We start from the raw sequence: 20,019 nt of genomic DNA, 5'->3' as shown, positions 1-20,019 counted from the left end.
CGCGCGGATCCGAGAGCCGGCCGCGCGGACCCGAGGGTCGGCCCGTCTCAGCGCAGCACGCGATCGGCTTCCGCGCGGATCTCCGCCGCGATCGCGTCCAGCAGCTCGGAGCGCAGGTTCCACTGCTGCCAGAACAGCGGCGAGGCGAGCTCCTCGTCGTCGAGCCGCACCAGGCGTCCGTCGGCGAGGCCGGCCTCCGCATGAGGGACCGGAAGCAGCGCCCACCCCAGACCCAGCTCCACGGCGACCGAGAAGTCCGCCGAGGCGGGCACATGATGCCGGGGAACAGGCCAGGGGTCGACGCCGCGCTCGCGCAGCCAGTCCTGCTGCAGCACGTCGCGCCGGTCGAAGTCCACGAACGGCGCCCGCGCCAGCGCCTCGGCCGACGCGCCATCCGGGAACCAGCGCCGCGCGAAGCCCGGAGATGCCGCGGCCACGTAGCGCAGCGCGCCGAGCGCCTCGACCCTGCATCCGCCGACCGGATCCGACTCGCTCGTCACCGCCGCCATCACGGTGCCCGATTCGAGCATCCGCGCCGTGAAGTTCTGGTCGTCGCGGTGCAGATCGAACTCGACATCGTACTGCTCGGAGAGCCGGGCCAGCGGGGCCAGGAACCAGGTCGCCATCGAGTCCGCGTTGACCGCGAGCGGGATCCTGATGCGCGTGCCCTCCCCCTCCGCGGACAGGCCGAAGCCGGCGATCGCGTCGCGTTCCAGGAGGGCGACCTGACGGCCGAACCGGGCGACGGCCTCGCCGGCTTCGGTCGCTCTCGCGGGCTTGCTGCGCACCAGCAGGATCCGGCCGAGCTGCTGCTCCAGGGTCTTGATCCGCTGACTCACGGCGGACGGGGTCAGGAGCAGCCGGCGGGCCGCCGCATCGAAGCTTCCCTCGTCGAGCACCGCGGCCACGGTCCGCGCGGATTCCGGATCCACCTGCACATGAGGGATTCTAATCTGGCTTAAGGAATCTTCGCTGGTGCTGAATCCGAGTCCGACCCTATTCTCGATCCGTGCTCATCCTCCTCTCCGGCCTCGGCCTCATGTTCTCGCTCATCATCGCCGTCGGCGCGCAGAACGTGTACGTGCTGCGCCAGGGGCTGCGCCGCGAGCACGTGCTGCCCGTCGTCCTGATCTGCGCCGCCTCCGATGCCGCGCTCGTGCTCGCGGGCACCGCGGGTCTCGGCTACCTCGTGAAGACCCTCCCCTGGCTCATCGTGGTGGCCCGCTGGGCCGGCGCGATCTCGCTCGTCGTCTACGGCATCCTGGCGGCCCGCCGCGCGTGGAAGTCCGGCGGCGAGGCGCTGCTCGCCGACCCGCGCGCCGCGGAGGAGAGCTCGACGGGCGGCGGAGCCGGCGGCACCGCGACACTGACCCGCACCGCGCCTCTCGCCCCCGTGATCCTGGCGACGCTCGCCTTCACCTGGCTGAACCCGAACGTGTATCTCGACACGGTGCTGCTCATCGGCGGGGTCGCGGCCACGCACGGCGACGGCCGCTGGCTGTTCGCCGCCGGCGCCATGATCGCGAGCGTCACGTGGTTCTTCGCCCTCGGGTTCGGCGCGCGCCACCTCGGCCGCTGGCTGCGCACGCCGCGCGCCTGGCGGATCCTGGACACCGTGATCGCCGCGCTGCTGGTCGTGATGGGGGTCAGCCTGGTGCTGCCGGTGTTCTTCGGCTGAACCCGCCAGAGCGACCCGTCAGGACCGGAACAGCGCGAGGATCCCCTCGAGACGCGCCTCTTCCAGAGCGGGGTCGAGGCGCTCGGACGCCGCCAGCCGGGCCACGCCGTGAAGCGTGCTCCACAGCAGCTCCGCTCGAACCACCGCCGCCTGCTCGTCGCCCGCCCCCGCCACCGCGCCGAGGAAGGATCCGAACGCCTCGCGCAGCGGCGCCGGCGTCTCCGCGGCTGCGAAGACGATGCCGGTGCGCGCCTCGAACATCGCCTCGTAGAGGGCGGGGTGCGTACGGGCGAACGCGAGGTAGGTGCGCACCACGTGCGCGAGACGGTCGTCCTCGCCGATCGGATCCGCGAGCTCCGCGGCCATCTCGGCGAAGCCCGCGACCATGACCTGCTCGACGATCTCGTCCCTCCCGCCCGGAAAGGAGCGGTACAGGATCGGCTGGCTGAAGCCGATCTCGGCAGCCAGCCGCCGGACGGTCACCGCGGGCCAGCCCTCCCCCTCGGCGACGCGTCGAGCGGCGCGGACGATGGAGCGGGACCGCTCGGAGGGATCCGTGCGCGGGGGCGTTGACGGGGTCATGGCACGATGTTAGCATCGCTAACTGTTAGCACTGCTAACGCGAAAAGGAGAAGCCATGTCCCTCGCGATCGTCATCACCGCCATCGGCGCCATCACCGCCATCGCCGTCATCTTCGGCACGGACGTGCTCGCCGCCGTCGTGCTGCGCGCCGTCTACGCCGAGGTCGATGCGCCGACCCTCGTGCAGGTGGTCGGGCGCGGGCACTACTACGGCGACCGTCGGCTGCCGGTCGTCGGCATCGCCGGCGTCGCGCTCACCGCCGCGACCGTCGCACTCTCGGCGCTCGCCGGCAGCACCGCCGCAACAGTCCTCGCCGCCGTCGCGCTCGCGGCACTGCTCCTCTGGCTGCTGCTGTTCGCCCGCATCGCGAAGCCGATCAACGCCACCCTCACCGCCGCCGCCCTCGCGGGCACCGTGCCGGCCGACGCCCGGACGCTGCAGGATCGGTGGGAGTCGATCATCCCCCTGCGCGCCGCCCTGCAGGGACTCGCACTGGTGCTGCTGTGCGTCGCACTCGTGGCGCGCTGAGCCTCGGCTGTCGGGTCGAGGGGCCCGTCGCCCGAGCGGCAGGCCCCTCGAAACGAAGCTCAGAGCGTCGCGACGTACGGGTCGAAGTCGGCCCCGAGGGAGCCGACTTCCCCCAGAGTGCTCTGCACCGTGACGAAGCTGCGGGACTCGGCCGACTCCTCGATCGACAGCAGCGTGTCGAGCACGTGCGCACCGAACTCGCCGGTCGCGACGTGCGGACGGCCGGCACGGATCGAGCGCGCCATGTCGAGCAGGCCGAGGCCGCGGCCGGAGACCACGCCCTCCTGAGCGATGTCCACGACCTCCTGCTCGATGGGCTCCGGCGGGATGAAGAGACGGGTGAGCGGCCGGGTGATCGTGATCGGACCGCCGAAGGTGTTCGGATCCGGGATCGTCAGCGTGCCCTCGGTGCCGGTGATCTCGACGATCCCGTGGCGCAGCATCGGCGAATCGGTGCTGTACAGGCTCTGCGCCTGACCGCCGCGCTCGAACTCCATCAGCACGCCCAGCGTCGAGGGGATCTCGACCGGGAACTCCTCGCCGGCCTTCGGTCCCTGCTGCACGCGCCGGGTCGGGGCGCCCTGCAGTCCGAGGGCCGCGACCGCGGCGACCGGGCCGAAGACGTGCACGAGGGTGGAGACGTAGTACGGGCCCATGTCGAGCAGCGGACCGCCGCCCTTCGCATAGAGGAACGCCGGGTCCGGATGGAAGATCTCCGGCCCCTGCCACTGGAACGTCGTCTGCGCGAAGAGCGGGCGGCCGATGTCGCCGCGCGCGATCACGCGCTTCGCGGTCTGCACGCCAGGGCCGAGCACGGTGTCGGGCGCCGCGCCGACGCGCAGCCCGAGCTCGGCGGCCTTGGCGCCGATGCGCGCGGCCTCCTCACGGCTCACGCCGATCGGCTTCTCGGTCCACACGTGCTTGCCCGCGTCGAGGGACGTCAGCGAAACGCCGACGTGCTCGGCAGGCGGGGTGATGTTCACGACGAACTCGATGTCGGGATCGCCGAGCACGGCGTCGACGTCGCCGGAGACGGGCACCCCGTACTTCGCCGCCTGGGCCTTCGCCCGCTCGGGGATGAGGTCCGCGACGGCGAGCACCCGCACGTCGGGGAACCGGGTGAGGTTCGTCAGGTACTGGTCGCTGATGTTCCCCGCGCCGATGATGCCGACGCCGACGGGGCCGGACGACGCTGCCATCAGCGGGCCACGTTCTCGTCGAGGAAGATCCGGCTCTGCTCGATCGCGGAGAGGATGTCGCCGTCGAAGCGGTCGAACTCGACGATCGCGAGCTCGAGCGCGGGAGCCGCCGCGGCGGCAGCGGCGAGCGGCACGACGCCCTGACCGGCTGGCACCTGATCGGCCGGCGGGTAGGCGCGGATCGCCTCGGGATCGAGCGTGCCGTCCTTGGCGTGCACGGCGACGACGCGGTCGCCGAGGCGCTCCAGCAGGGCGACCGGGTCGGCGCCCGCGCGGGCGGCCCAGTACAGGTCGACCTCGAGCAGGACGCGCTCGTCGAGCAGCCCTGCGAGCACCTCGAGCCCGGTGACGCCGTCGAACACGGCCTCCAGCTCGTGCGCGTGATTGTGGTAGCCGACGCGCAGGCCGTGCGCCTCCGCGGCGACCGCGGCGGCGTTGAGGCGCCGGGCGGTGTCCTCGATCTGCGCGACCGACTCCCAGCGGGCGGGCTCGGTGTAGGGATCGATGACGATGCTCATGCCGAGGGTCTTCGCTGCGGCGAACACCTCGTCGTGCGACGGGACCGCGATCGAGGTCCCGGATCCGTCCGGATTCACGAACGAGTCGGATGCGAGGAACGCGTGCCCCGAGGGCGCGACCAGGCTGGCGGCGGCGAGGGCGGCGGCCAACGGCGCGGCACGGTGCACGAAGTCATAGGGCTCGACCGTGGTGAACCCGCGGGCTGCGACGGCGGCGAGCGTTCCCTCGAGGTCGTCGTCGAGCTGCGACTTCAGGGTGAACAGCTGGATGGATGTCTGGACCGGCATCGGTAACTCCTTGGGTGTCTGCGGTGACTGGTTCGTGAGCGGAAGCGAGGGCCGGCTCGCCGTGACGAGCAGACTAGCATCAAAAACCTCCGCATGGAGGTTTTTCATGCGTAGAATCATCACATGCCCGCCGCCGACCCGCCGATGCCTCGCCAGGGCGTGTACGCCAAAGGCGTCGCCCGACGCCAGGAGATCCTCGATCGCAGCATCGAGGTGTTCGCGGCACGTGGATCCGGTCGCACCAGCCTTCGCGCCATCGCCCGGGAGATCGGAGTGACCCACGCGGCCCTCTCGCACTACTTCGGCTCTCTGGAGGAGCTGCTGGTCGCGGTCTACGAGGAGAGCAGTCACCACGACGAGGATTCCGTGCCTGCGGACACCTCGCCGATGACGATGATGATCGAATCCGCGCGCGCCAACCGCGAGGTGCCCGGCCTCGTGCAGCTGTACTCCTCGCTGGTCGCAACAGCTCTCGAGGACGACCACCCCGTGGCGCATGCGTTCGCGAGCACCCGGTTCGCGAACCTGCGCGCCGAGCTCGGCGACCGGATCCGTCAGCAGCAGAGCGACGGGCGGATGCGCGCCGATGTGGATCCGGTCGCCGCCGCCGCACTCGTCATCGCCGCCTCGGACGGCCTGCAGACCCAGTGGCTGCTCGACGACGACGCTCCGCAGCACGAGGCCCTTACCGTCCTCGAGCGGCTGCTGCGCGAGCCGGGTACCGACGGATAGCGCCTCCGCGGCTCCCGCGAGCATCGAGTCCCGGATACGCAGAAGACCCCCGCCCCCGAGGGGCGAGGGTCTTCCGAAGAGCGTCTCCTGAGCCTGTCGAAGGGCTCAGATGGCGTTGACGTCCAGCGGGATGCCGGGGCCGAACGTGGTCGACACCGCACCCTTCTGGATGTAGCGGCCCTTGGAGCTGGACGGCTTGAGGCGAACGATCTCCTCGAGCGCGGCCTTCATGTTGTCGTCGAGCTGCTCGGCCGAGAACGAGGCCTTGCCGACGACGAAGTGCACGTTGGCGTGCTTGTCGACGCGGAACTCGATCTTTCCGCCCTTGATCTCCTCGACGGCCTTGGCCGGGTTCGGAGTGACGGTGCCGGTCTTCGGGTTCGGCATCAGACCACGCGGGCCCAGCACCTTTCCGAGACGGCCGACCTGGCCCATGAGCTCCGGGGTGGAGACGGCCGCGTCGAACGAGGTCCAGCCTCCGGCGACCTTCTCGATGAGCTCGGCGCCGCCGACCTCGTCCGCACCCGCGGCGATCGCGGCCTCAGCGGCCGGACCCGTCGCGAACACGATGACGCGGGCGGTCTTGCCGGTGCCGTGCGGGAGGATGACGGTGCCGCGCACCATCTGGTCGGCCTTGCGCGGGTCGACGGAGAGCTTCAGCGCGACCTCGACGGTGGAGTCGAACTTCGCGGAGCCGGTCTCCCTCGCGAGGGCGACAGCCTCGGTCGGGGTGTAGAAACGATCCGCGTCGATCTTCGCGACGGCGGCGTTGTAAGCCTTGGACTTAGCCATTGTTATCTCCCTCAGCCCTCGACCGTGATGCCCATGGAACGGGCGGTTCCGGCGATGATCTTGGACGCGGCGTCGATGTCGTTCGCGTTCAGGTCGGCCTGCTTCTGCTCGGCGATCTGACGGACCTGCTCGGCGCTGATCTTCGCGACCTTGACGGTGTGCGGAGTGGCGGAGCCCTTCTGCACGCCCGCAGCCTTCTTGATCAGCTCGGCCGCCGGCGGGGTCTTCAGGATGAACGTGAAGCTGCGGTCCTCGTAGACGGTGATCTCCACGGGGATGACGTTGCCGCGCTGCGACTCGGTCGCGGCGTTGTACGCCTTGCAGAACTCCATGATGTTGACGCCATGCTGACCGAGCGCGGGGCCGATCGGCGGCGCCGGGTTGGCTGCACCGGCGTTGATCTGAAGCTTGATCAGGCCGGTCACCTTCTTCTTCGGTGCCATAGTGATTCCTTTCTCGAGCGGATCGGGCCCTTCGACAAGCGCAGGGACCGAGTTCTCTCCCGCAGATCCGGCATCTCCGGAACGCGGTGGCGTTCGCGCGCCGCCCCTTCGACAAGCTCGGGGACCGCGCACAAACCATAGAAGTCTACCGGATCCCTGGCGCGTCCGCGCACGGGCGACCCCGGGCCGGAACACCTGCACGATCCGGGTACGGATGCAGGACCATTCCGGCGGATCCGTCGTGCATCCGTAGCAGGATCCTGCATCCGTACGACCGCGCTCACGCCCACACGCGAGAACGGCCGCCCCCGAGGGGACGGCCGTTCTGCAGTGCGCTTCCGGGGAAGCGTCAGATCATCTTGGTGACCTGGTCGAACGACAGCTCGACCGGGGTCTCGCGCTCGAACAGCGAGACGAGCACGGTGAGCTTGCCGCTCTCCGGCTTGATCTCGGAGATCGAACCGGGAAGACCCGCGAACGAGCCCTCCTTGATCGTGATGGTCTCGCCGATCTCGAAGTCGACCTCGGCCGCGAGCGGACGGGCCACGGCGGTGCCGCCCTTGGCCGTGACGGCCTTGGCGGTCGGGATGTCCTTGACCTCGACGAGGGACTTCAGCATGCTGAACGCCTCTTCGAAGCGGAGCGGGGTCGGGTTGTGTGCGTTGCCCACGAAGCCGGTGACGCCGGGCGTGTGCCGCACGACGGACCAGGTGTCCTCGTTGAGCTCCATGCGCACGAGCACGTAGCCGGGGATCCGGACGCGCGTGACCATCTTGCGCTGACCGTTCTTGATCTCGACGACGTCCTCCATCGGGACCTCGATCTGGTAGATGTCGTCCTCGACCTCGAGCGTCGACTTGCGCTGCTCGATGTTGGCCTTCACCTTGCGCTCGAAGCCGGCGTAGGAGTGGAGGACGTACCACTTGCCGGGGAGCATGCGGAGATCCATGCGGAAGGACTCGTAGGGGTCCTCCTCCACGATCTCCTCGTCGGTCTGGTCCTCGTCGCCGTTCACGTCGGGACCGTCGTAGGGAGCCACCTCGTCGGCGGCCGCGGCCTCACGATCGGCGGCTTCCTCGGCCACGGAGTCGTTGAGAACCTCTGCGGCGGCCTCGGATTCGGCTGCTTCGTCCAGGTTGAGAGCGTCGTTCACGATCGCGTCTGCCTCCGGGTCTTCGTCGATGTCGATGTCTTCTTCGTCCACGTCGTCCTCGTCGCCCTCGATGTGCAGGGCGACCTGCTCGGCGGGCGTGACGGCGCGCTCTTCGGAGGCGAGGATGTCGCCCTCCTGGGCCTCATCGTCCTCGCTGGACTGCTCGGCGGCGGTCGCCCAGTCGACGTCGTCTCCGAGATATCGTTCGCGTTCGGACACTGGTTCTTCTCTCCTTCAGGTTCGGCCCGGGGTCAGATGCCGCCGGGCCGCGGGATCACGCGGTTTTCCCGGGAACCCCGAAGACTTGCGTCGTCAGCCACGAGAAGGCCATGTCGAGCCCGTACACGAGGGCCATCATCACGATGACGAACCCCAGCACGACAAGGGTGTACTTGACGAGCTCCTTGCGCGTGGGGGTGACCACCTTGCGGAGCTCGGCGATCACCTGACGGAAGAACAGCGCGATGCGACCGAAGAAGCCCAGCTTCTTGTCGCGGCCCGCGCCGCCGTTCGCCGTGGGAACCACAGCGCCCGATGCGTCCTGAACCATCCTCGAGTACCTTTCGTGTGCCGGCTGCGCGCCGACGCGCAGGGCGGACAGGAATCGAACCTGCAACCTGCGGTTTTGGAGACCGCTGCTCTGCCAATTGAGCTACCGCCCTAGAGATCCGGAGATCTCTGTCCGCACCCGCTCCCGCGTTCCGGAGGACCCGGGCACGGCGAAAGAATGCAGACAACAACTGCTCGTCCAGTGTACGGCATCCGCACCGGCCCTCCGAACCGGGGCCGCATCTCGGGCGCGGCACGCCCGCTCCGGAGGAGTCCGCGCCCCCGCCGCACCGCGAGCGCCGACGCTTGGTTGTTAGGCTCGCCGTACGGCTGCGCAGCCCTCATGGACGCTGCGGCCGCGGAGGGGGAATCGATGGCGGCGGAGGATCCGGCACGGGCGGAATCGCAGCAGTTCCAAGTGGACCTGCGCGGCGTCGTCGACCTGCTCAGCCGGCACATCTACTCCGGGCCCCGCGTGTACCTGCGCGAGCTGCTGCAGAACGCCCGCGACGCGATCGCGGCACGGCGGGAGGTCGACGGACACGGCGGCACCATCCGGATCAGGCCGCTGCCCGCCGAGGGCGGCGAGTTCGTCCTGACCGACGACGGCGTAGGACTGACCGCGAGCGAGGTCGCCGAGCTGCTCGCGACGGTCGGCCGCAGCTCCAAGCGCGACATCTTCGACCTGCCCCGCAGCGACTACCTCGGACAGTTCGGCATCGGCCTGCTCAGCTGCTTCATGGTGGCGGACGAGATCGTGATCCGTTCCCGCAGCGCCCGCGGCGGACGCGGAGTCGAATGGGTCGGATCCGCCGACGGCACCTTCCGGGTGCGCGAGCTCGACGACGACCTGCCCCTCGGCACGAGCGTGCACCTCGTGCCGCGCTTCGACGCCGGCGACCTGCTCCGCGCAGACGCCGTGCGCGAGCTCGCGACGACCTTCGCCGAGTTCCTGCCCACGACCGTGCTGCTGGAGCTGCCAGGCGGCGACGTGCAGATCACGCACGAGGCGCCCTTCCTGGACCCGCGGCAGGATCCGGCCGCGACCGCGGCCTATGGCCGGGAGCTGATCGGATCCGCTCCTCTCGACGTCATCGAGCTCGCCGAGCCCGCCACCGGCACGCGCGGCGTCGCGTACGTGCTGCCCTTCGCTCCCCCGCCGGGAGCGCGCCAGGCGACGCGGATGTACCTCGGCCGCATGCTGCTCTCCGAACGCGCAGACGACGTGCTGCCGGAGTGGGCGTTCTTCGTGCGCGCGGTGATCGACTCGACCGGGCTGAACCCCACCGCGAGCCGGGAGTCGCTCGTCGACGACGAGGCGCTCGCCCTCGTGCGGCAGCAGCTCGGCGGAGCGCTCAGGCGCTGGGTGCTCGAGCTGGGCCTGAGCGCCCCGCACCGGCTCGCCCAGTTCGTCGCGGTGCACGAGGTGGGGCTCAAGTCGCTCATCCGGCACGACGACGAGCTCGCCCGGTTCATCACGCGCTGGCTGACCGTCGAGACCACGCACGGCACGATGAGCGTGGGGGACCTCGTCGAGCGCTACGAGCGGATCCGCTACGCCGAGACCGTCGACGAGTTCCGCCAGGTCGCCGGCATCAGTCGCGCCGAGCAGATCCTGGTGAACGGCGGCTACCTGTACGACGCGGATCTGATCCGGCGTCTGCCGGAGCTGTATCCGGCGGTGACGGTCGAGCGCGTCGACGTCGTGGGCGAGCTGGACCGGCTGGACCCTCCGCCGCTCGACGACAGGTCTGCGGCGATCGCGCTCGAGGATCGTGCGGCCTCGGTGCTCGCCGAGGTCGGCTGCGCCGTCGTGGTGCGCACGATCGACCAGCCGGAGCTGCCGTCGCTGTACGTCGCGGATCCCACCGTGCTCCGCCGCATCGACCGCACCAGGACCAAGGGCATCACGGGCGCACTCTGGGGCGGCGTGCTGGATCGCATCGACGGCGCCGTGGGCGAGGACCGGGACGACGACCTCGCGGCCCGGCTGTGCCTGAACTGGGGCAACCGCGTGGTGCGCTCGCTGAGCGCGGTCGCCGACGACGCGGTGTTCGCGCGCACCGTGCAGCTGCTCTACATCCAGGCCCTGCTCGCCGGGCACCGCCCGCTCGGCGACGCCGACCGGGCGCTCATGACAGGCGCGCTGTCCGACCTCGTCGCCCTTTCGGCCGGAGTGACAGCCCTCGAGCTGCCCCCGCTGGCCGACGACCCCGACCCTCTCACCCCGTCCTGAGGACGGGGTGAGCTCCCCGCCGACAGCGGGACCGCACTTCCCCCGCCCAGAGGCGGGTCCGCACACCCGGAGGAACTCATGGCAGAACAGAAGACGCAGCTGGACCGGCTCCTCGAAGAGATCGACCGCACGCCCTGGGGCCCCCAGGAGCAGGCGCTCGTCGCCGAAGCCGTCGCGCTCGCGCAGGAGATCGGCGACGAGCAGCTCGAATACCAGGCCAGGATGCGGCAGACCGCCTCGGCGAACATGGGCGGTCTCACCGACCTGATGCTGAGCTCGTTCGCCTGGTGCCTCGCGCACCACGACGCGGATCCGGCCCGGTTCCCCGCCGACATCGACAACGGCGCGGCCGACCTGATGTGGCAGTTCAAGTGGATGGCGTCCTCGCTGCGCAGCTCGCCCGCGTTCTCGCCGGAGCAGATCACCGCGGTGCTCGACGACATGGAGGCGCACTACCGCACGGCCGGACTCGGCATGAGCGGCGTGCTGATGGCCCGCTTCGAGGATGCGCACGCGGCAGGGCGGATGGACGACGCGGAGCGGCTGCGCGTGCAGCTGGAGGCCACGCCGCGCGACTCGCACAGCCACTGCGACGCGTGCGGCCGGAGCCAGGTGGCGGGATTCTTCGCCGACACCGACCGCGATGAGGACGCGATCCGCCTCGTCGAGGAGATGCTCGAGGGCGGTTTCTCCTGCGGAGAGGAGCCCGAGCACGCCCTGTCGGTCTCGCTGCTGCCGTACCTGCGCCTCGGCCGCGGCGAGCAGGCGCGTGCGGCGCACCTGCGCAGCTACCGGCTCGCGAAGGACAACCCGGATCTGCTCACCGCGATCGCGAACAGCATCCGGTTCTGCGCGCTGAGCGGCAACGAGGCCCGCGCGCTCACCCTCATCGAGCGGCACCTCCCCTGGCTCGCCCACGACGCCCTCAACGCGCAGGGCCACTTCCGGATGCTCACCGCGATCGGCACCGCCCTCGACGCGGTCACGGCGGCGGGGCACGGCGACACACCGGTGCGCGGGGCCGACTCCCCCGATCTGGAGCGGTTCTTCGGCGCCCACGGCGGCGCGGACGGCACCGCATGGTCCGCCGCAGAGCTCGCGGCGGCCGCCTGGGCCGCGGCGGAGCGGATCGGCGCGCGGTTCGACGAGCGCGACGGCACCGACAACCACGCGCGACGGCTGCAGTTCGCGCGCAAGACCGCCGGCGACCGCTACGACGTGCCGATCCGCAGCGACGTGTTCGCGGCGCCCACGGTGGACGCGACCCCGACCGACGACGAGGGCTGGTACCGCCGCGTGCTCGACCTCGCCGGCTACGGCGCGGCCGCGGACACGCTGGACGCCCTGGCGCATGTGATCGACAGGGTCGATCCCGAACGCCGCGCGGTGCTCACCGGCCAGCGGCTCGCCGCCCTGGTGAACCTGGAGCGCATCGAGGAGGCGACCGAGCTCCTGCCCGATCGCCTCCGGTCCCTGCGCGCCGCGGGCCGCGACGCTCAGGCCGACGTCGAGGAGCGGTTCGGGCTGGCCCTGTTCGGCACCGCGACGGCGGCCGACAACGCCGCCCTCGCGGAGCTGTTCGCCGCGTCCGCGGATCCGTCCGGGCCTGCCGCGCTGACTCCGGCGGCGCGGGGTGACATCGCCCTCACCCTGGCGTTCGAGTTCGGCGACGAGGACCCGGCCGCGGCGCTCGAGCTCTCCGAGCAGGCGGCGGCGCTGTTCGCCGAGGCGGGAGACGCCCGCCTCGGGCACGGCGCCGAGATCGGCGCGGCGATGGCGCTGCTGCGCGCCGAGCGCGTCGACGAGGCGCTCGCACGGATCGACGCGCTGCTGGCCGACCCCGCGATCACGCGCGGCGTGCGCGCGCGGATGCTCGAGATGCGGGCGCGCGTCCATGGCGGGCGCGGCGCGTTCGCCGAGGGGGCGGTCGACGCCGACGAGGCCGGCCGGATCCTGGCGGAGCTCGGCAGCATGTCGCGCTTCGCAGGGGCGCAGATGCTCGCCGGCGCGCTCTGGGAGGACGCGGAGGAGCCGGAGCAGGCGCTCGCGCGCTACCGTGTCGGCGCCCGCCTGCTGGAGCAGCACGGAGGAGATGTCGCAGGAGCGAAGTACCGGGTGGCGCGCAGCATGCTGAACTCCGGAGCGGTGGAGGAGGCTGCGGAGCTCTTCGGCGAGGTGCTGCAGCTCGAGGAGGCCGATGAGGTCCCCGCAGGCAGCAGGGCGATGACCGCGCTCATGCTCGCGCGCTCTCTCCGCGCAGCCGGCGAGGGCGGGCAGGCGTACGGCGCCTTCGGCTACGCCGCGGAGCTGTTCGGCGAGGCCGAGAACCCCGCCGATCAGGCGCTCGCGCTGATGAACCGCGCCCAGATCCTCGCCCAGTACGACGAGCGGGATCAGGCGATCGAGACCCTCGAGGAGGCCGCGGCGCTCGTCCGCACGGCCGAAGACGCCCCGGCCGCCGTGGTCGAGGTGCTGCACAACCTCGGCCAGTCCTACGGCGCGCAGCAGGATCCTCGCGCCTTCACCCTGTTCGACGAGGTCGAGGCCGTCGCGCGCGCGAACGACGCGGACTGGGTCGTCGCCGACGTCACGGACTCCCGCGCCAGGGCGCTGCTGTCCGCGGAGCGGGTGGACGAGGGCGTGGCCGCAGCACTCACCGCCTCGGATGCGTTCGCCGCCGTCGGCGACGCGCAGTCCGCCGGTGGCTCCGCGCTGCTCGCCGCCCGCGCTCTCAACGGCGGAGGGCGCTCGGCGGATGCCGTCGCCGCCTACCGCGCGGTGCTCGACCAGTCGGCGGACATCCCGCCGCTCCGCCAGATCGCCGCGCTCGAGCTCGGCGATGTCCTGCAGGGTCTCGGCCGTGACGCAGAGGCCGCCGAAGTGCGCCGGCTCGCCGAGGACTGAACCGGATCGGATCCGATCCCGCCGAGAGCCGAGGATCGGATCCGACCCTGCTCAGAACAGCTGGCGCCAGTTGGCCTTCGCCAGGTCGAGCAGCTCGTCGCCGCGCCCGGAGAGCACGGTGCGGATCGCGTACAGCGCGAAGCCCTTGACCTGCTCGGCGTTCACCGCCGGTGGCATGGACAGCTCCTGCCGCTCGGTCACGACATCCAGGAGCGCAGGCCCGTCATGCGCGAGCACCTCGGCGAGCGCGCCGGGAAGATCCTCGCTGCGCTCCACGCGGCGCCCGAAGATGCCCATGGCCTCCGCGACGGCGGCGAAGTCGGGGTTGTGCAGATCGGTGCCGTAGTTCACGAAACCCGCGGCCTTCATCTCCAGCTCCACGAAGTTGAGCGAGGAGTTGTTCACCACGATGGTCTTCACCGGCAGCCGGTTCTGCGTGAGCGAGATGAGCTCGCCGAGCATCATGGTGAGCCCGCCGTCGCCCGCGAGCGCCACCACCTGACGGTCCGGCTCGGTCGCCTGCGCGCCGATGCCGTGCAGCAGGGCGTTCGCCATGGATCCGTGGTTGAAGGATCCGATGAGCCGGCGCCGGCCGTTCATGTGCAGATAGCGGGCCGCCCAGACCGTGGGCGAGCCCACGTCGGCGGTGAAGACGGCGTCCTCCGCTGCGGCCTCGTCGAGCAGTCGCGCCAGGTACTGCGGGTGGATCGGCGCCTTCCCGCGAGACGGCACCGCGAGCTCGTCGAGCTTGGCCCTGGTCCTGCGGTAGTGCGCGGTGGCATCGTCGAGATGCGCCCGCCGGCGGTCGGCCTTGAGCCGCGGCAGCAGCGCCGCCGCGGTCGCGCCGACATCGCCGACGAGGCCCAGATCCAGGGGGTGACGCCGCCCCAGGTTCTCCCCGCGGATGTCGACCTGGATCGTCGTCGCGGTCGCCGGGTAGAACTGCGGATAGGGGAAATCGGATCCCAGGATCAGCAGGGCGTCGGCGCCGTCCATCGCCCGGTAGCCGGAGGCGAAGCCGAGAAGGCCCGTCATCCCCACGTCGAAGGGGTTGTCGTACTCCACGAACTCCTTGCCGCGGAGGGCGTGCACGACGGGCGCGGCGAGGCGGTCCGCGAGAGCCACGATCTCGTCGTGCGCCCCCTCCGCACCCGCGCCGGCGAGGATCGTCACCTTCGATGCGGCGTTCAGCAGCGTCGCCGCGCGCTCCAGCTCCGCACCGCTCGGCACCACCACGGGCCTGCTGCGCTCGATCACGGTCACGCGGTCGTCCTCGGCCTGCGCGAGCGCGATGTCGCCGGGGATGACGAGCACGGCCACGCCGCGCTTCTCGATCGCCTGGCGCATCGCGATCTCCAGCAGCCGCGGCATCTGCGCCGGGTCGGACACGTACTCGACGTAGACGCTGCACTCGCGGAACAGCTCCTGCGGATGGGTCTCCTGGAAGTACTGCGTGCCGATCTCGCTGGTCGGGATGTGCGCGGCGATCGCGAGCACGGGCACCCGCGAGCGGTTGGCGTCGTAGAGGCCGTTGATGAGGTGCAGATTGCCCGGCCCGCACGATCCGGCGACGACGGCGAGCTCCCCTGTCAGCGCGGCCTCCGCGGCCGCGGCGAAAGCGGCCGTCTCCTCATGGCGCACATGCACCCAGCGGAGTGCGCCGTCCTTGCGCAAGGCGTCGGTGAAGCCGTTCAGGGAGTCCCCGGGGATCCCGTACACGCGCTTCACCCCGTTCGCGCGGAGGGTGCTGACGATGTTCTCGGCGACGGTGGTCATGGCGGCCTCTCGTGAAAGCAAACAGGACATCTCGAGGCTACGCCCGCAGGCGGCAGGCGGGGCCGTCGCTACTCCGTGATGTAGACGGCGTGCCGGATCCACTCCGGACGCGACAGCGCCTGCACCGCCGCGCGCCCCACCGTGTCGAAGCGGGTGCTGTAGTGCCAGCGCACGGTGCGGTCGACGCTCACCCGGTAGTCGGCGCCCCCCGTGCCGGGGATGAGGCGGGACGGGCGCAGGCTCGTCCACTCCGCAGCGCTGGCGGCGAGGGCCGCGTCCATGGCCCGGGTGTCGGTGTTGTTCGCCTTCAGCACGCGCTCGAGGATGGGCTTCGCGACGAACCGGGACAGCGGGTCGTCCTGCGCCACATACGCCCCGGACGCGGACACGGCGATCACGCGGGCTACGCCGGCGGCGTCCATCGCGGCGAGAAGCGCCGTCATGCCCTCCTGGAGCAGCACGACATCGCCGTCCGCGCGGACGTGCCCGATCGTGGAGATCACCGCATCGGCGCCGCGCAGGGCGGCGGTGAGCCCGGCGACGTCCCGCGCGTCCGCAGTGGCGACGATCGTCCCCTCCGGCGCGGACTCGGGCCTGCGCACGACCGAGACGACCTCGTGACCGGCGGCGAGGGCGTGCGCGACCGCGGCCCCGCCCGATCGACCCGATGCTCCGACGATGACGACACGCATCCGCTTCTCCTTCTCGTGAGGGGTGAGTGATTACTCACTCACTATACTCGGATCATGGCCGCGTCCACCCCTGCCCCCTCATCGCGTGAGCGGATCCTCGATGCCGCGCTGCGCGTGATGCGCGAACGGGGACTCGCGAACACCACGACGAAGCTCATCGCGGCGCAGGCCGGCCTGTCCGAGGCGATGCTCTACAAGCACTTCGCCGACAAGCAGCAGCTGTTCCTCAGCGTGCTGCGGGAGCGCACGCCCCGCGCCCGCTTCGAGGCGGATGCCGGGGGCGAGAGCCTCGCCGCCGGACTCGCCGCGCTCGTCGCCGACCTCATGGCGTTCTTCACCCGCACGTTCCCGATCGCCGCCTCGATCTTCGGGTCGCCGGCGCTGCTCGCCGAGCACCGCGAGGGCGTCGCCTCGCACGGCGGCGGCCCCGCGACCGTGATCGACGGCGTCCGCGCCCGCCTCGTCGCGGAGCAGGACGCGGGCCGGATCCGCGCGGAGGCCGACACCGCCTCCGCCGCGCGCATGCTCGTCGGGGCGGCGTTCCATCAGGGCTTCCTCGCGGCGTTCGAGGGCCTCGACGCGGTGCCCGATGCCGACCGCATCGCCGCCGGCATCGTGGACGCAGTGCTTCCAGGCCTGGTCCCCGCGGCCGACTGAGCGCGGATCCCGCGATCAGGGCGGATCCTGCCGCTCCCGTCGCAACGCATGCCGCTTTCGCGCGCCCGTAACGGCACCTTCTGCGACGGGAGCAGACGGAAGGACACTCCCGTCGCAACGCATGCCGCTTTCGCGCGCCCGTAACGGCACCTTCTGCGACCGGAGCAGACGGAAGTACACTCCCGTCGCAACGGATGCCGCTTTCGCGCGCCCGTAACGGCACCTTCTGCGACCGGAGCAGACGGAAGGACGCTCCCGTCGCAGAGCGGGGACGGCGAAGGGGCGGCCGTCGCAGGATATGCGACGCCCGCCCCTTCCCTCCGGCGCGCCCCTCGATCGAGCAGGGACGGGCCGGAGGAGATCCGAGCTGCCGGAATCAGGCCACGCGGATGAGCTTCTTGTTCACGAACTCGTCGGCGGCGAGCAGGCCCAGCTCGCGCGAGGTGCCGCTGCGCTTCACGCCGCCGAAGGGCAGCTCCGGGCTGTCGGCGAGCACGACGTTGACGTAGACCATGCCCGCGTCGATGCTGTTCGCCACGCGCTCGGCCTGGGCCTCGTCGGTGGTGAACACGTAGGAGCCGAGACCGAACGAGGTGTCGTTCGCGAGCGCGACCGCCGCGTCCTCGTCGGCGACGCGGTACACCACGGCCGCCGGACCGAACAGCTCCTCGCGGTACACGTCCATCGCGGGCGTGACGTCGGCGAGCAGCGTCGGCGCGTAGAACGCCCCGTCACGGGTGCCTCCGGTGAGCAGGGTCGCACCCTGCGCCACGGCGTCGTCGACCTGCTTCTGCAGGTTGATCGCTGCGGCCTCGGAGACGAGCGGGCCGAGCACCGTGTCCTCCCGCGTGGGGTCGGCCGGCGTGACCGCGGACAGGGCCGCGACGGCCTTCTCCACGAACGCGTCGTAAAGACCGTCCACGACGATGAAGCGCTTGGCGCCGTTGCAGGCCTGTCCGTTGTTGTCCAGGCGCGCGTCGACGGCGGCCTGCACCGTGGCATCCAGGTCGTCGGTGGACAGCAGGATGAACGGGTCGGATCCGCCGAGCTCGAGCGCGACCTTCTTCAGGTTGCGTCCCGCCACCTCGGCGACGGCCGCTCCGGCGCGCTCGGATCCGGTCACCGAGACGCCCTGCACGCGCCAGTCGGCGACGATCGTCGCCGACTGCTCGTTCGTGGCGTACACGTTGACGTATCCGCCGTCGGGCAGGCCGGCGTCGCGGTAGATCTCCTCGAGGAGCGCCGCCGACTCGGGGCACTGCGGTGCGTGCTTGAGGATGATCGTGTTGCCGATCGCCAGGTTCGGGCCGGCGAACCGGGCGACCTGGTAGGCCGGGAAGTTCCACGGCATGATGCCGAAGAGCGCACCGAGGGGCGCCTTGCGGATGACCGCGGTGCCCTCGCCGAGGATGTCGAGCGGCTGGTCGGCGTTGATCTTCTCCGCGTTGTCGGCGTAGAACTCGATGATGTCGGCGGCGAAGTCGACCTCGCCGACCGCGGCGGCGAGCGGCTTGCCCATCTCGCGGACGATGATCGCGGCGAACTCGTCGCGACGGGCGCGGTGGCCCTCGGCGATCTTCCGCACGACCGCGGCGCGCTCGGCGACGGGCGTGGCCGCCCACACCGAGGCCGCGGCGTGGGCGCGCGCGATGGCGTCCTCGATCTGCGCGTCGGTGAAGGTCTCGTAGGTGGCCAGGGTCTCGCCCGTGGCCGGGTTGACGACGGCGTAGTCGGTCATTCCGGTTCCTTTCGGTTGGTCAGATCGTGGTGGCGGGAGGGGACGGAACGCGGCGCCCGGAGGACGACCGCGTTCCGTCCTGGTGTCTCAGTCGACCGGGATCAGCGTGTACTTGGTGGACAGGTACTCGTGGATGCCCTCGAAGCCGCCCTCGCGGCCGACGCCGGACTGCTTGACGCCGCCGAAGGGGGCGGCCGCGTTGGAGACGACGCCCACGTTCAGACCCATCATGCCCGTCTCGAGCGCGTCGATCATCCGGTGCCCGCGGGCGAGGTCCTGCGTGAACACGTAGGACACCAGGCCGTACTCGGTGTCGTTCGCGAGGCGCACGGCCTCCGCCTCGTCGGCGAAGGTCGCGATCGCGAGCACCGGGCCGAAGATCTCCTCGCGGAGGATCTCGCTGCCGGCCTGCACGTTCGCGAGCACGGTCGGCTCGTAGAAGGATCCGACGCCCTCGAGCGCCTTGCCGCCGGACAGCAGCGTCGCACCCCGCTCGACGGCGTCGCCGACGAGCTCCTGCGCCTTGGCGACCGCATCGTGGTCGATCAGCGGGCCGATCGAGACGCCGTCCTCGGTGCCGCGGCCGATCTTCATCGCGTCCACGCGCTCGGTGATGCGCCGCGCGAACTCGTCCGCGACGTCCTGGTGCACGATGAACCGGTTGGCCGCGGTGCACGCCTGGCCGATGTTGCGGAACTTGGCTGCGAGGGCGCCCTCGACGGCCTTGTCCAGATCCGCGTCCTCGAAGACGACGAACGGGGCGTTGCCGCCGAGTTCCATCGACACGCGCAGCACGCCCTCCGCCGCCTGGGCGATGAGCTTGCGGCCGACCTCGGTGGACCCGGTGAAGGACAGCTTGCGCAGCCGCGGGTCGGCGATGATCGGCGCCGACAGCGCGGAGGAGCGCGAGGTCTGCACGACGTTCACGACACCGGCGGGGAGCCCTGCCTCCTCGAGCAGCTTCACGAAGTACATCGTGGTGAGCGGGGTCAGTGCCGGGGGCTTGATGACCACGGTGCAGCCGGCGGCGAGCGCGGGCGCGATCTTGCGGGTCGCCATCGCGAACGGGAAGTTCCACGGGGTCACGAAGAACGACGGACCCACGGGACGCTGCGAGACGACCATGCGGCCGGTGCCCTCGGGGTTCAGGCCGTAACGGCCGGAGATCCGCACCGCCTCCTCGCTGAACCAGCGCAGGAACTCGCCGCCGTAGCCGACCTCGCCACGGGCCTCCGCGAGCGGCTTGCCCATCTCGATCGTCATCAGCAGCGCGAGGTCCTCCTTGTGCGCCTGCACGAGGTCGAACGCGCGGCGAAGGATGTCGCTGCGGGTGCGCGGCGGGGTCGCGGCCCAGGAGTCCTGCGCGGCGACGGCCGCGTCGAGCGCCCGCATGCCGTCGGCCGGCGAGGCATCGGCGATCGTGCGCACGACGTCGTTGGTGGCGGGGTCGTGCACGTCGAAGGTCTTATCGCCCTCGGCGGCGACCCACTCGCCCGCGATGTAGAGCCCGGTGGGGACGCTGTCCAGCAGCGTCTTCTCCTGATCGGTCATGA

General features: G+C 71.1%; 18 protein-coding genes and 1 tRNA gene. 6 read left to right on the top strand and 13 right to left on the bottom strand.

The annotated features are described in order from the left end of the window. Positions 1 to 47: 47 nt before the first annotated feature. On the bottom strand, positions 48 to 938 hold the full coding sequence (locus CQ044_RS05850) for a LysR family transcriptional regulator ArgP (RefSeq protein WP_105687564.1): 891 nt from the start codon (positions 936 to 938) through the stop codon (positions 48 to 50). A gap of 71 nt (positions 939 to 1,009) precedes the next feature. On the opposite strand from CQ044_RS05850, the gene CQ044_RS05845 reads away from it, so the two are divergent. Further along, entirely contained in the window at positions 1,010 to 1,678 is a 669-nt protein-coding gene (locus CQ044_RS05845; RefSeq protein ID WP_181158191.1) for a LysE/ArgO family amino acid transporter, read from the top strand. An 18-nt stretch (positions 1,679 to 1,696) separates the two neighbouring features. On the opposite strand, the gene CQ044_RS05840 is transcribed toward CQ044_RS05845, so the two are convergent. Beyond that, entirely contained in the window at positions 1,697 to 2,260 is a 564-nt protein-coding gene (locus CQ044_RS05840; RefSeq protein ID WP_105687562.1) for a TetR/AcrR family transcriptional regulator, read from the bottom strand. Between the two features lie 55 nt (positions 2,261 to 2,315). On the opposite strand from CQ044_RS05840, the gene CQ044_RS05835 reads away from it, so the two are divergent. After that, a complete protein-coding gene (locus CQ044_RS05835) occupies positions 2,316 to 2,789 on the top strand; it encodes a DUF1772 domain-containing protein (RefSeq protein WP_105687560.1) in 474 nt (157 codons plus the stop codon). Between the two features lie 59 nt (positions 2,790 to 2,848). Here the strand turns inward: CQ044_RS05835 and CQ044_RS05830 are convergent, their stop codons facing one another. Both CQ044_RS05830 and CQ044_RS05825 read right to left on the bottom strand, forming a co-directional pair. Beyond that, positions 2,849 to 3,988, bottom strand: a complete 1,140-nt coding sequence (locus CQ044_RS05830; RefSeq protein ID WP_105687558.1) for a Gfo/Idh/MocA family protein — start codon at positions 3,986 to 3,988, stop codon at positions 2,849 to 2,851. Further along, positions 3,988 to 4,794, bottom strand: coding sequence for a sugar phosphate isomerase/epimerase (locus tag CQ044_RS05825; protein ID WP_105687556.1), 807 nt, complete (start codon positions 4,792 to 4,794; stop codon positions 3,988 to 3,990). The genes CQ044_RS05830 and CQ044_RS05825 overlap by 1 nt, the downstream gene beginning before the upstream one ends. 123 nt (positions 4,795 to 4,917) lie before the next feature. On the opposite strand from CQ044_RS05825, the gene CQ044_RS05820 reads away from it, so the two are divergent. Then, on the top strand, positions 4,918 to 5,526 hold the full coding sequence (locus CQ044_RS05820) for a TetR/AcrR family transcriptional regulator (RefSeq protein ID WP_105687554.1): 609 nt from the start codon (positions 4,918 to 4,920) through the stop codon (positions 5,524 to 5,526). A 105-nt stretch (positions 5,527 to 5,631) separates the two neighbouring features. On the opposite strand, the gene rplA is transcribed toward CQ044_RS05820, so the two are convergent. From rplA to CQ044_RS05795, 5 genes are all read right to left on the bottom strand, one after another. Further along, positions 5,632 to 6,318, bottom strand: a complete 687-nt coding sequence (rplA, locus tag CQ044_RS05815; RefSeq protein WP_105687552.1) for a 50S ribosomal protein L1 — start codon at positions 6,316 to 6,318, stop codon at positions 5,632 to 5,634. Positions 6,319 to 6,329: 11 nt separating this feature from the next. Next, complete coding sequence (gene rplK / locus CQ044_RS05810; protein WP_045272000.1) at positions 6,330 to 6,761, bottom strand: 50S ribosomal protein L11; 432 nt, start codon at positions 6,759 to 6,761, stop codon at positions 6,330 to 6,332. A 349-nt stretch (positions 6,762 to 7,110) separates the two neighbouring features. After that, positions 7,111 to 8,133, bottom strand: a complete 1,023-nt coding sequence (gene nusG, locus CQ044_RS05805; RefSeq protein ID WP_105687549.1) for a transcription termination/antitermination protein NusG — start codon at positions 8,131 to 8,133, stop codon at positions 7,111 to 7,113. Between the two features lie 55 nt (positions 8,134 to 8,188). Then, the gene (gene secE / locus CQ044_RS05800; protein WP_045272112.1) at positions 8,189 to 8,464 is read right to left on the bottom strand and encodes a preprotein translocase subunit SecE; all 276 of its coding nucleotides are present in this window, start codon (positions 8,462 to 8,464) and stop codon (positions 8,189 to 8,191) included. Between the two features lie 39 nt (positions 8,465 to 8,503). Beyond that, a tRNA-Trp gene (locus CQ044_RS05795) sits at positions 8,504 to 8,576 on the bottom strand. A 230-nt stretch (positions 8,577 to 8,806) separates the two neighbouring features. Here CQ044_RS05795 and CQ044_RS05790 point away from each other — a divergent pair. Both CQ044_RS05790 and CQ044_RS05785 read left to right on the top strand, forming a co-directional pair. Then, the gene (locus CQ044_RS05790; RefSeq protein ID WP_374954850.1) at positions 8,807 to 10,699 is read left to right on the top strand and encodes an HSP90 family protein; all 1,893 of its coding nucleotides are present in this window, start codon (positions 8,807 to 8,809) and stop codon (positions 10,697 to 10,699) included. Between the two features lie 78 nt (positions 10,700 to 10,777). Beyond that, positions 10,778 to 13,603: a hypothetical protein gene (locus CQ044_RS05785; RefSeq protein ID WP_105687547.1), complete on the top strand. Its 2,826-nt coding sequence runs from the start codon at positions 10,778 to 10,780 to the stop codon at positions 13,601 to 13,603. A gap of 51 nt (positions 13,604 to 13,654) precedes the next feature. Here CQ044_RS05785 and poxB read toward each other — a convergent pair whose 3' ends face one another. Both poxB and CQ044_RS05775 read right to left on the bottom strand, forming a co-directional pair. Then, on the bottom strand, positions 13,655 to 15,379 hold the full coding sequence (gene poxB, locus CQ044_RS05780) for a ubiquinone-dependent pyruvate dehydrogenase (protein ID WP_105687544.1): 1,725 nt from the start codon (positions 15,377 to 15,379) through the stop codon (positions 13,655 to 13,657). Between the two features lie 68 nt (positions 15,380 to 15,447). Beyond that, positions 15,448 to 16,071 (bottom strand): NAD(P)-dependent oxidoreductase, encoded by a 624-nt coding sequence (locus tag CQ044_RS05775; RefSeq protein WP_105687541.1) that lies wholly within the window; start codon positions 16,069 to 16,071, stop codon positions 15,448 to 15,450. A gap of 54 nt (positions 16,072 to 16,125) precedes the next feature. On the opposite strand from CQ044_RS05775, the gene CQ044_RS05770 reads away from it, so the two are divergent. Further along, positions 16,126 to 16,728 carry a TetR/AcrR family transcriptional regulator gene (locus CQ044_RS05770; protein WP_105687539.1) on the top strand — a complete coding sequence of 201 codons (603 nt, stop codon included), beginning with the start codon at positions 16,126 to 16,128 and terminating at the stop codon, positions 16,726 to 16,728. A 376-nt stretch (positions 16,729 to 17,104) separates the two neighbouring features. On the opposite strand, the gene CQ044_RS05765 is transcribed toward CQ044_RS05770, so the two are convergent. Together CQ044_RS05765 and CQ044_RS05760 are read right to left on the bottom strand one after the other, a co-directional pair. After that, positions 17,105 to 18,466, bottom strand: a complete 1,362-nt coding sequence (locus tag CQ044_RS05765; RefSeq protein WP_105687537.1) for an aldehyde dehydrogenase family protein — start codon at positions 18,464 to 18,466, stop codon at positions 17,105 to 17,107. 87 nt (positions 18,467 to 18,553) lie between these two features. Further along, the gene (locus tag CQ044_RS05760; protein WP_105687535.1) at positions 18,554 to 20,017 is read right to left on the bottom strand and encodes an NAD-dependent succinate-semialdehyde dehydrogenase; all 1,464 of its coding nucleotides are present in this window, start codon (positions 20,015 to 20,017) and stop codon (positions 18,554 to 18,556) included. Positions 20,018 to 20,019: the final 2 nt, after the last annotated feature.

Origin of the sequence: Microbacterium sp. MYb64, from assembly GCF_002979495.1 — a bacterium.
Classification (GTDB): domain Bacteria; phylum Actinomycetota; class Actinomycetes; order Actinomycetales; family Microbacteriaceae; genus Microbacterium; species Microbacterium azadirachtae_A.
Note: the sequence above shows the minus strand (reverse complement) of the source record. Positions and strands in the feature narration are given on the sequence as shown.

Coding starts and splice junctions, on each gene's coding strand:
- CQ044_RS05820 (WP_105687554.1), top strand. CDS start 4,918: ATGCCCGCCGCCGACCCGCCGATGCCTCGCCAGGGCGTGTACGCCAAA.
- CQ044_RS05760 (WP_105687535.1), bottom strand. CDS start 20,017: ATGACCGATCAGGAGAAGACGCTGCTGGACAGCGTCCCCACCGGGCTC.
- CQ044_RS05835 (WP_105687560.1), top strand. CDS start 2,316: ATGTCCCTCGCGATCGTCATCACCGCCATCGGCGCCATCACCGCCATC.
- rplA (WP_105687552.1), bottom strand. CDS start 6,318: ATGGCTAAGTCCAAGGCTTACAACGCCGCCGTCGCGAAGATCGACGCG.
- secE (WP_045272112.1), bottom strand. CDS start 8,464: ATGGTTCAGGACGCATCGGGCGCTGTGGTTCCCACGGCGAACGGCGGC.
- CQ044_RS05840 (WP_105687562.1), bottom strand. CDS start 2,260: ATGACCCCGTCAACGCCCCCGCGCACGGATCCCTCCGAGCGGTCCCGC.
- CQ044_RS05765 (WP_105687537.1), bottom strand. CDS start 18,466: ATGACCGACTACGCCGTCGTCAACCCGGCCACGGGCGAGACCCTGGCC.
- CQ044_RS05790 (WP_374954850.1), top strand. CDS start 8,807: ATGGACGCTGCGGCCGCGGAGGGGGAATCGATGGCGGCGGAGGATCCG.
- CQ044_RS05785 (WP_105687547.1), top strand. CDS start 10,778: ATGGCAGAACAGAAGACGCAGCTGGACCGGCTCCTCGAAGAGATCGAC.
- CQ044_RS05770 (WP_105687539.1), top strand. CDS start 16,126: ATGGCCGCGTCCACCCCTGCCCCCTCATCGCGTGAGCGGATCCTCGAT.
- rplK (WP_045272000.1), bottom strand. CDS start 6,761: ATGGCACCGAAGAAGAAGGTGACCGGCCTGATCAAGCTTCAGATCAAC.
- CQ044_RS05830 (WP_105687558.1), bottom strand. CDS start 3,988: ATGGCAGCGTCGTCCGGCCCCGTCGGCGTCGGCATCATCGGCGCGGGG.
- CQ044_RS05775 (WP_105687541.1), bottom strand. CDS start 16,071: ATGCGTGTCGTCATCGTCGGAGCATCGGGTCGATCGGGCGGGGCCGCG.
- poxB (WP_105687544.1), bottom strand. CDS start 15,379: ATGACCACCGTCGCCGAGAACATCGTCAGCACCCTCCGCGCGAACGGG.
- CQ044_RS05825 (WP_105687556.1), bottom strand. CDS start 4,794: ATGCCGGTCCAGACATCCATCCAGCTGTTCACCCTGAAGTCGCAGCTC.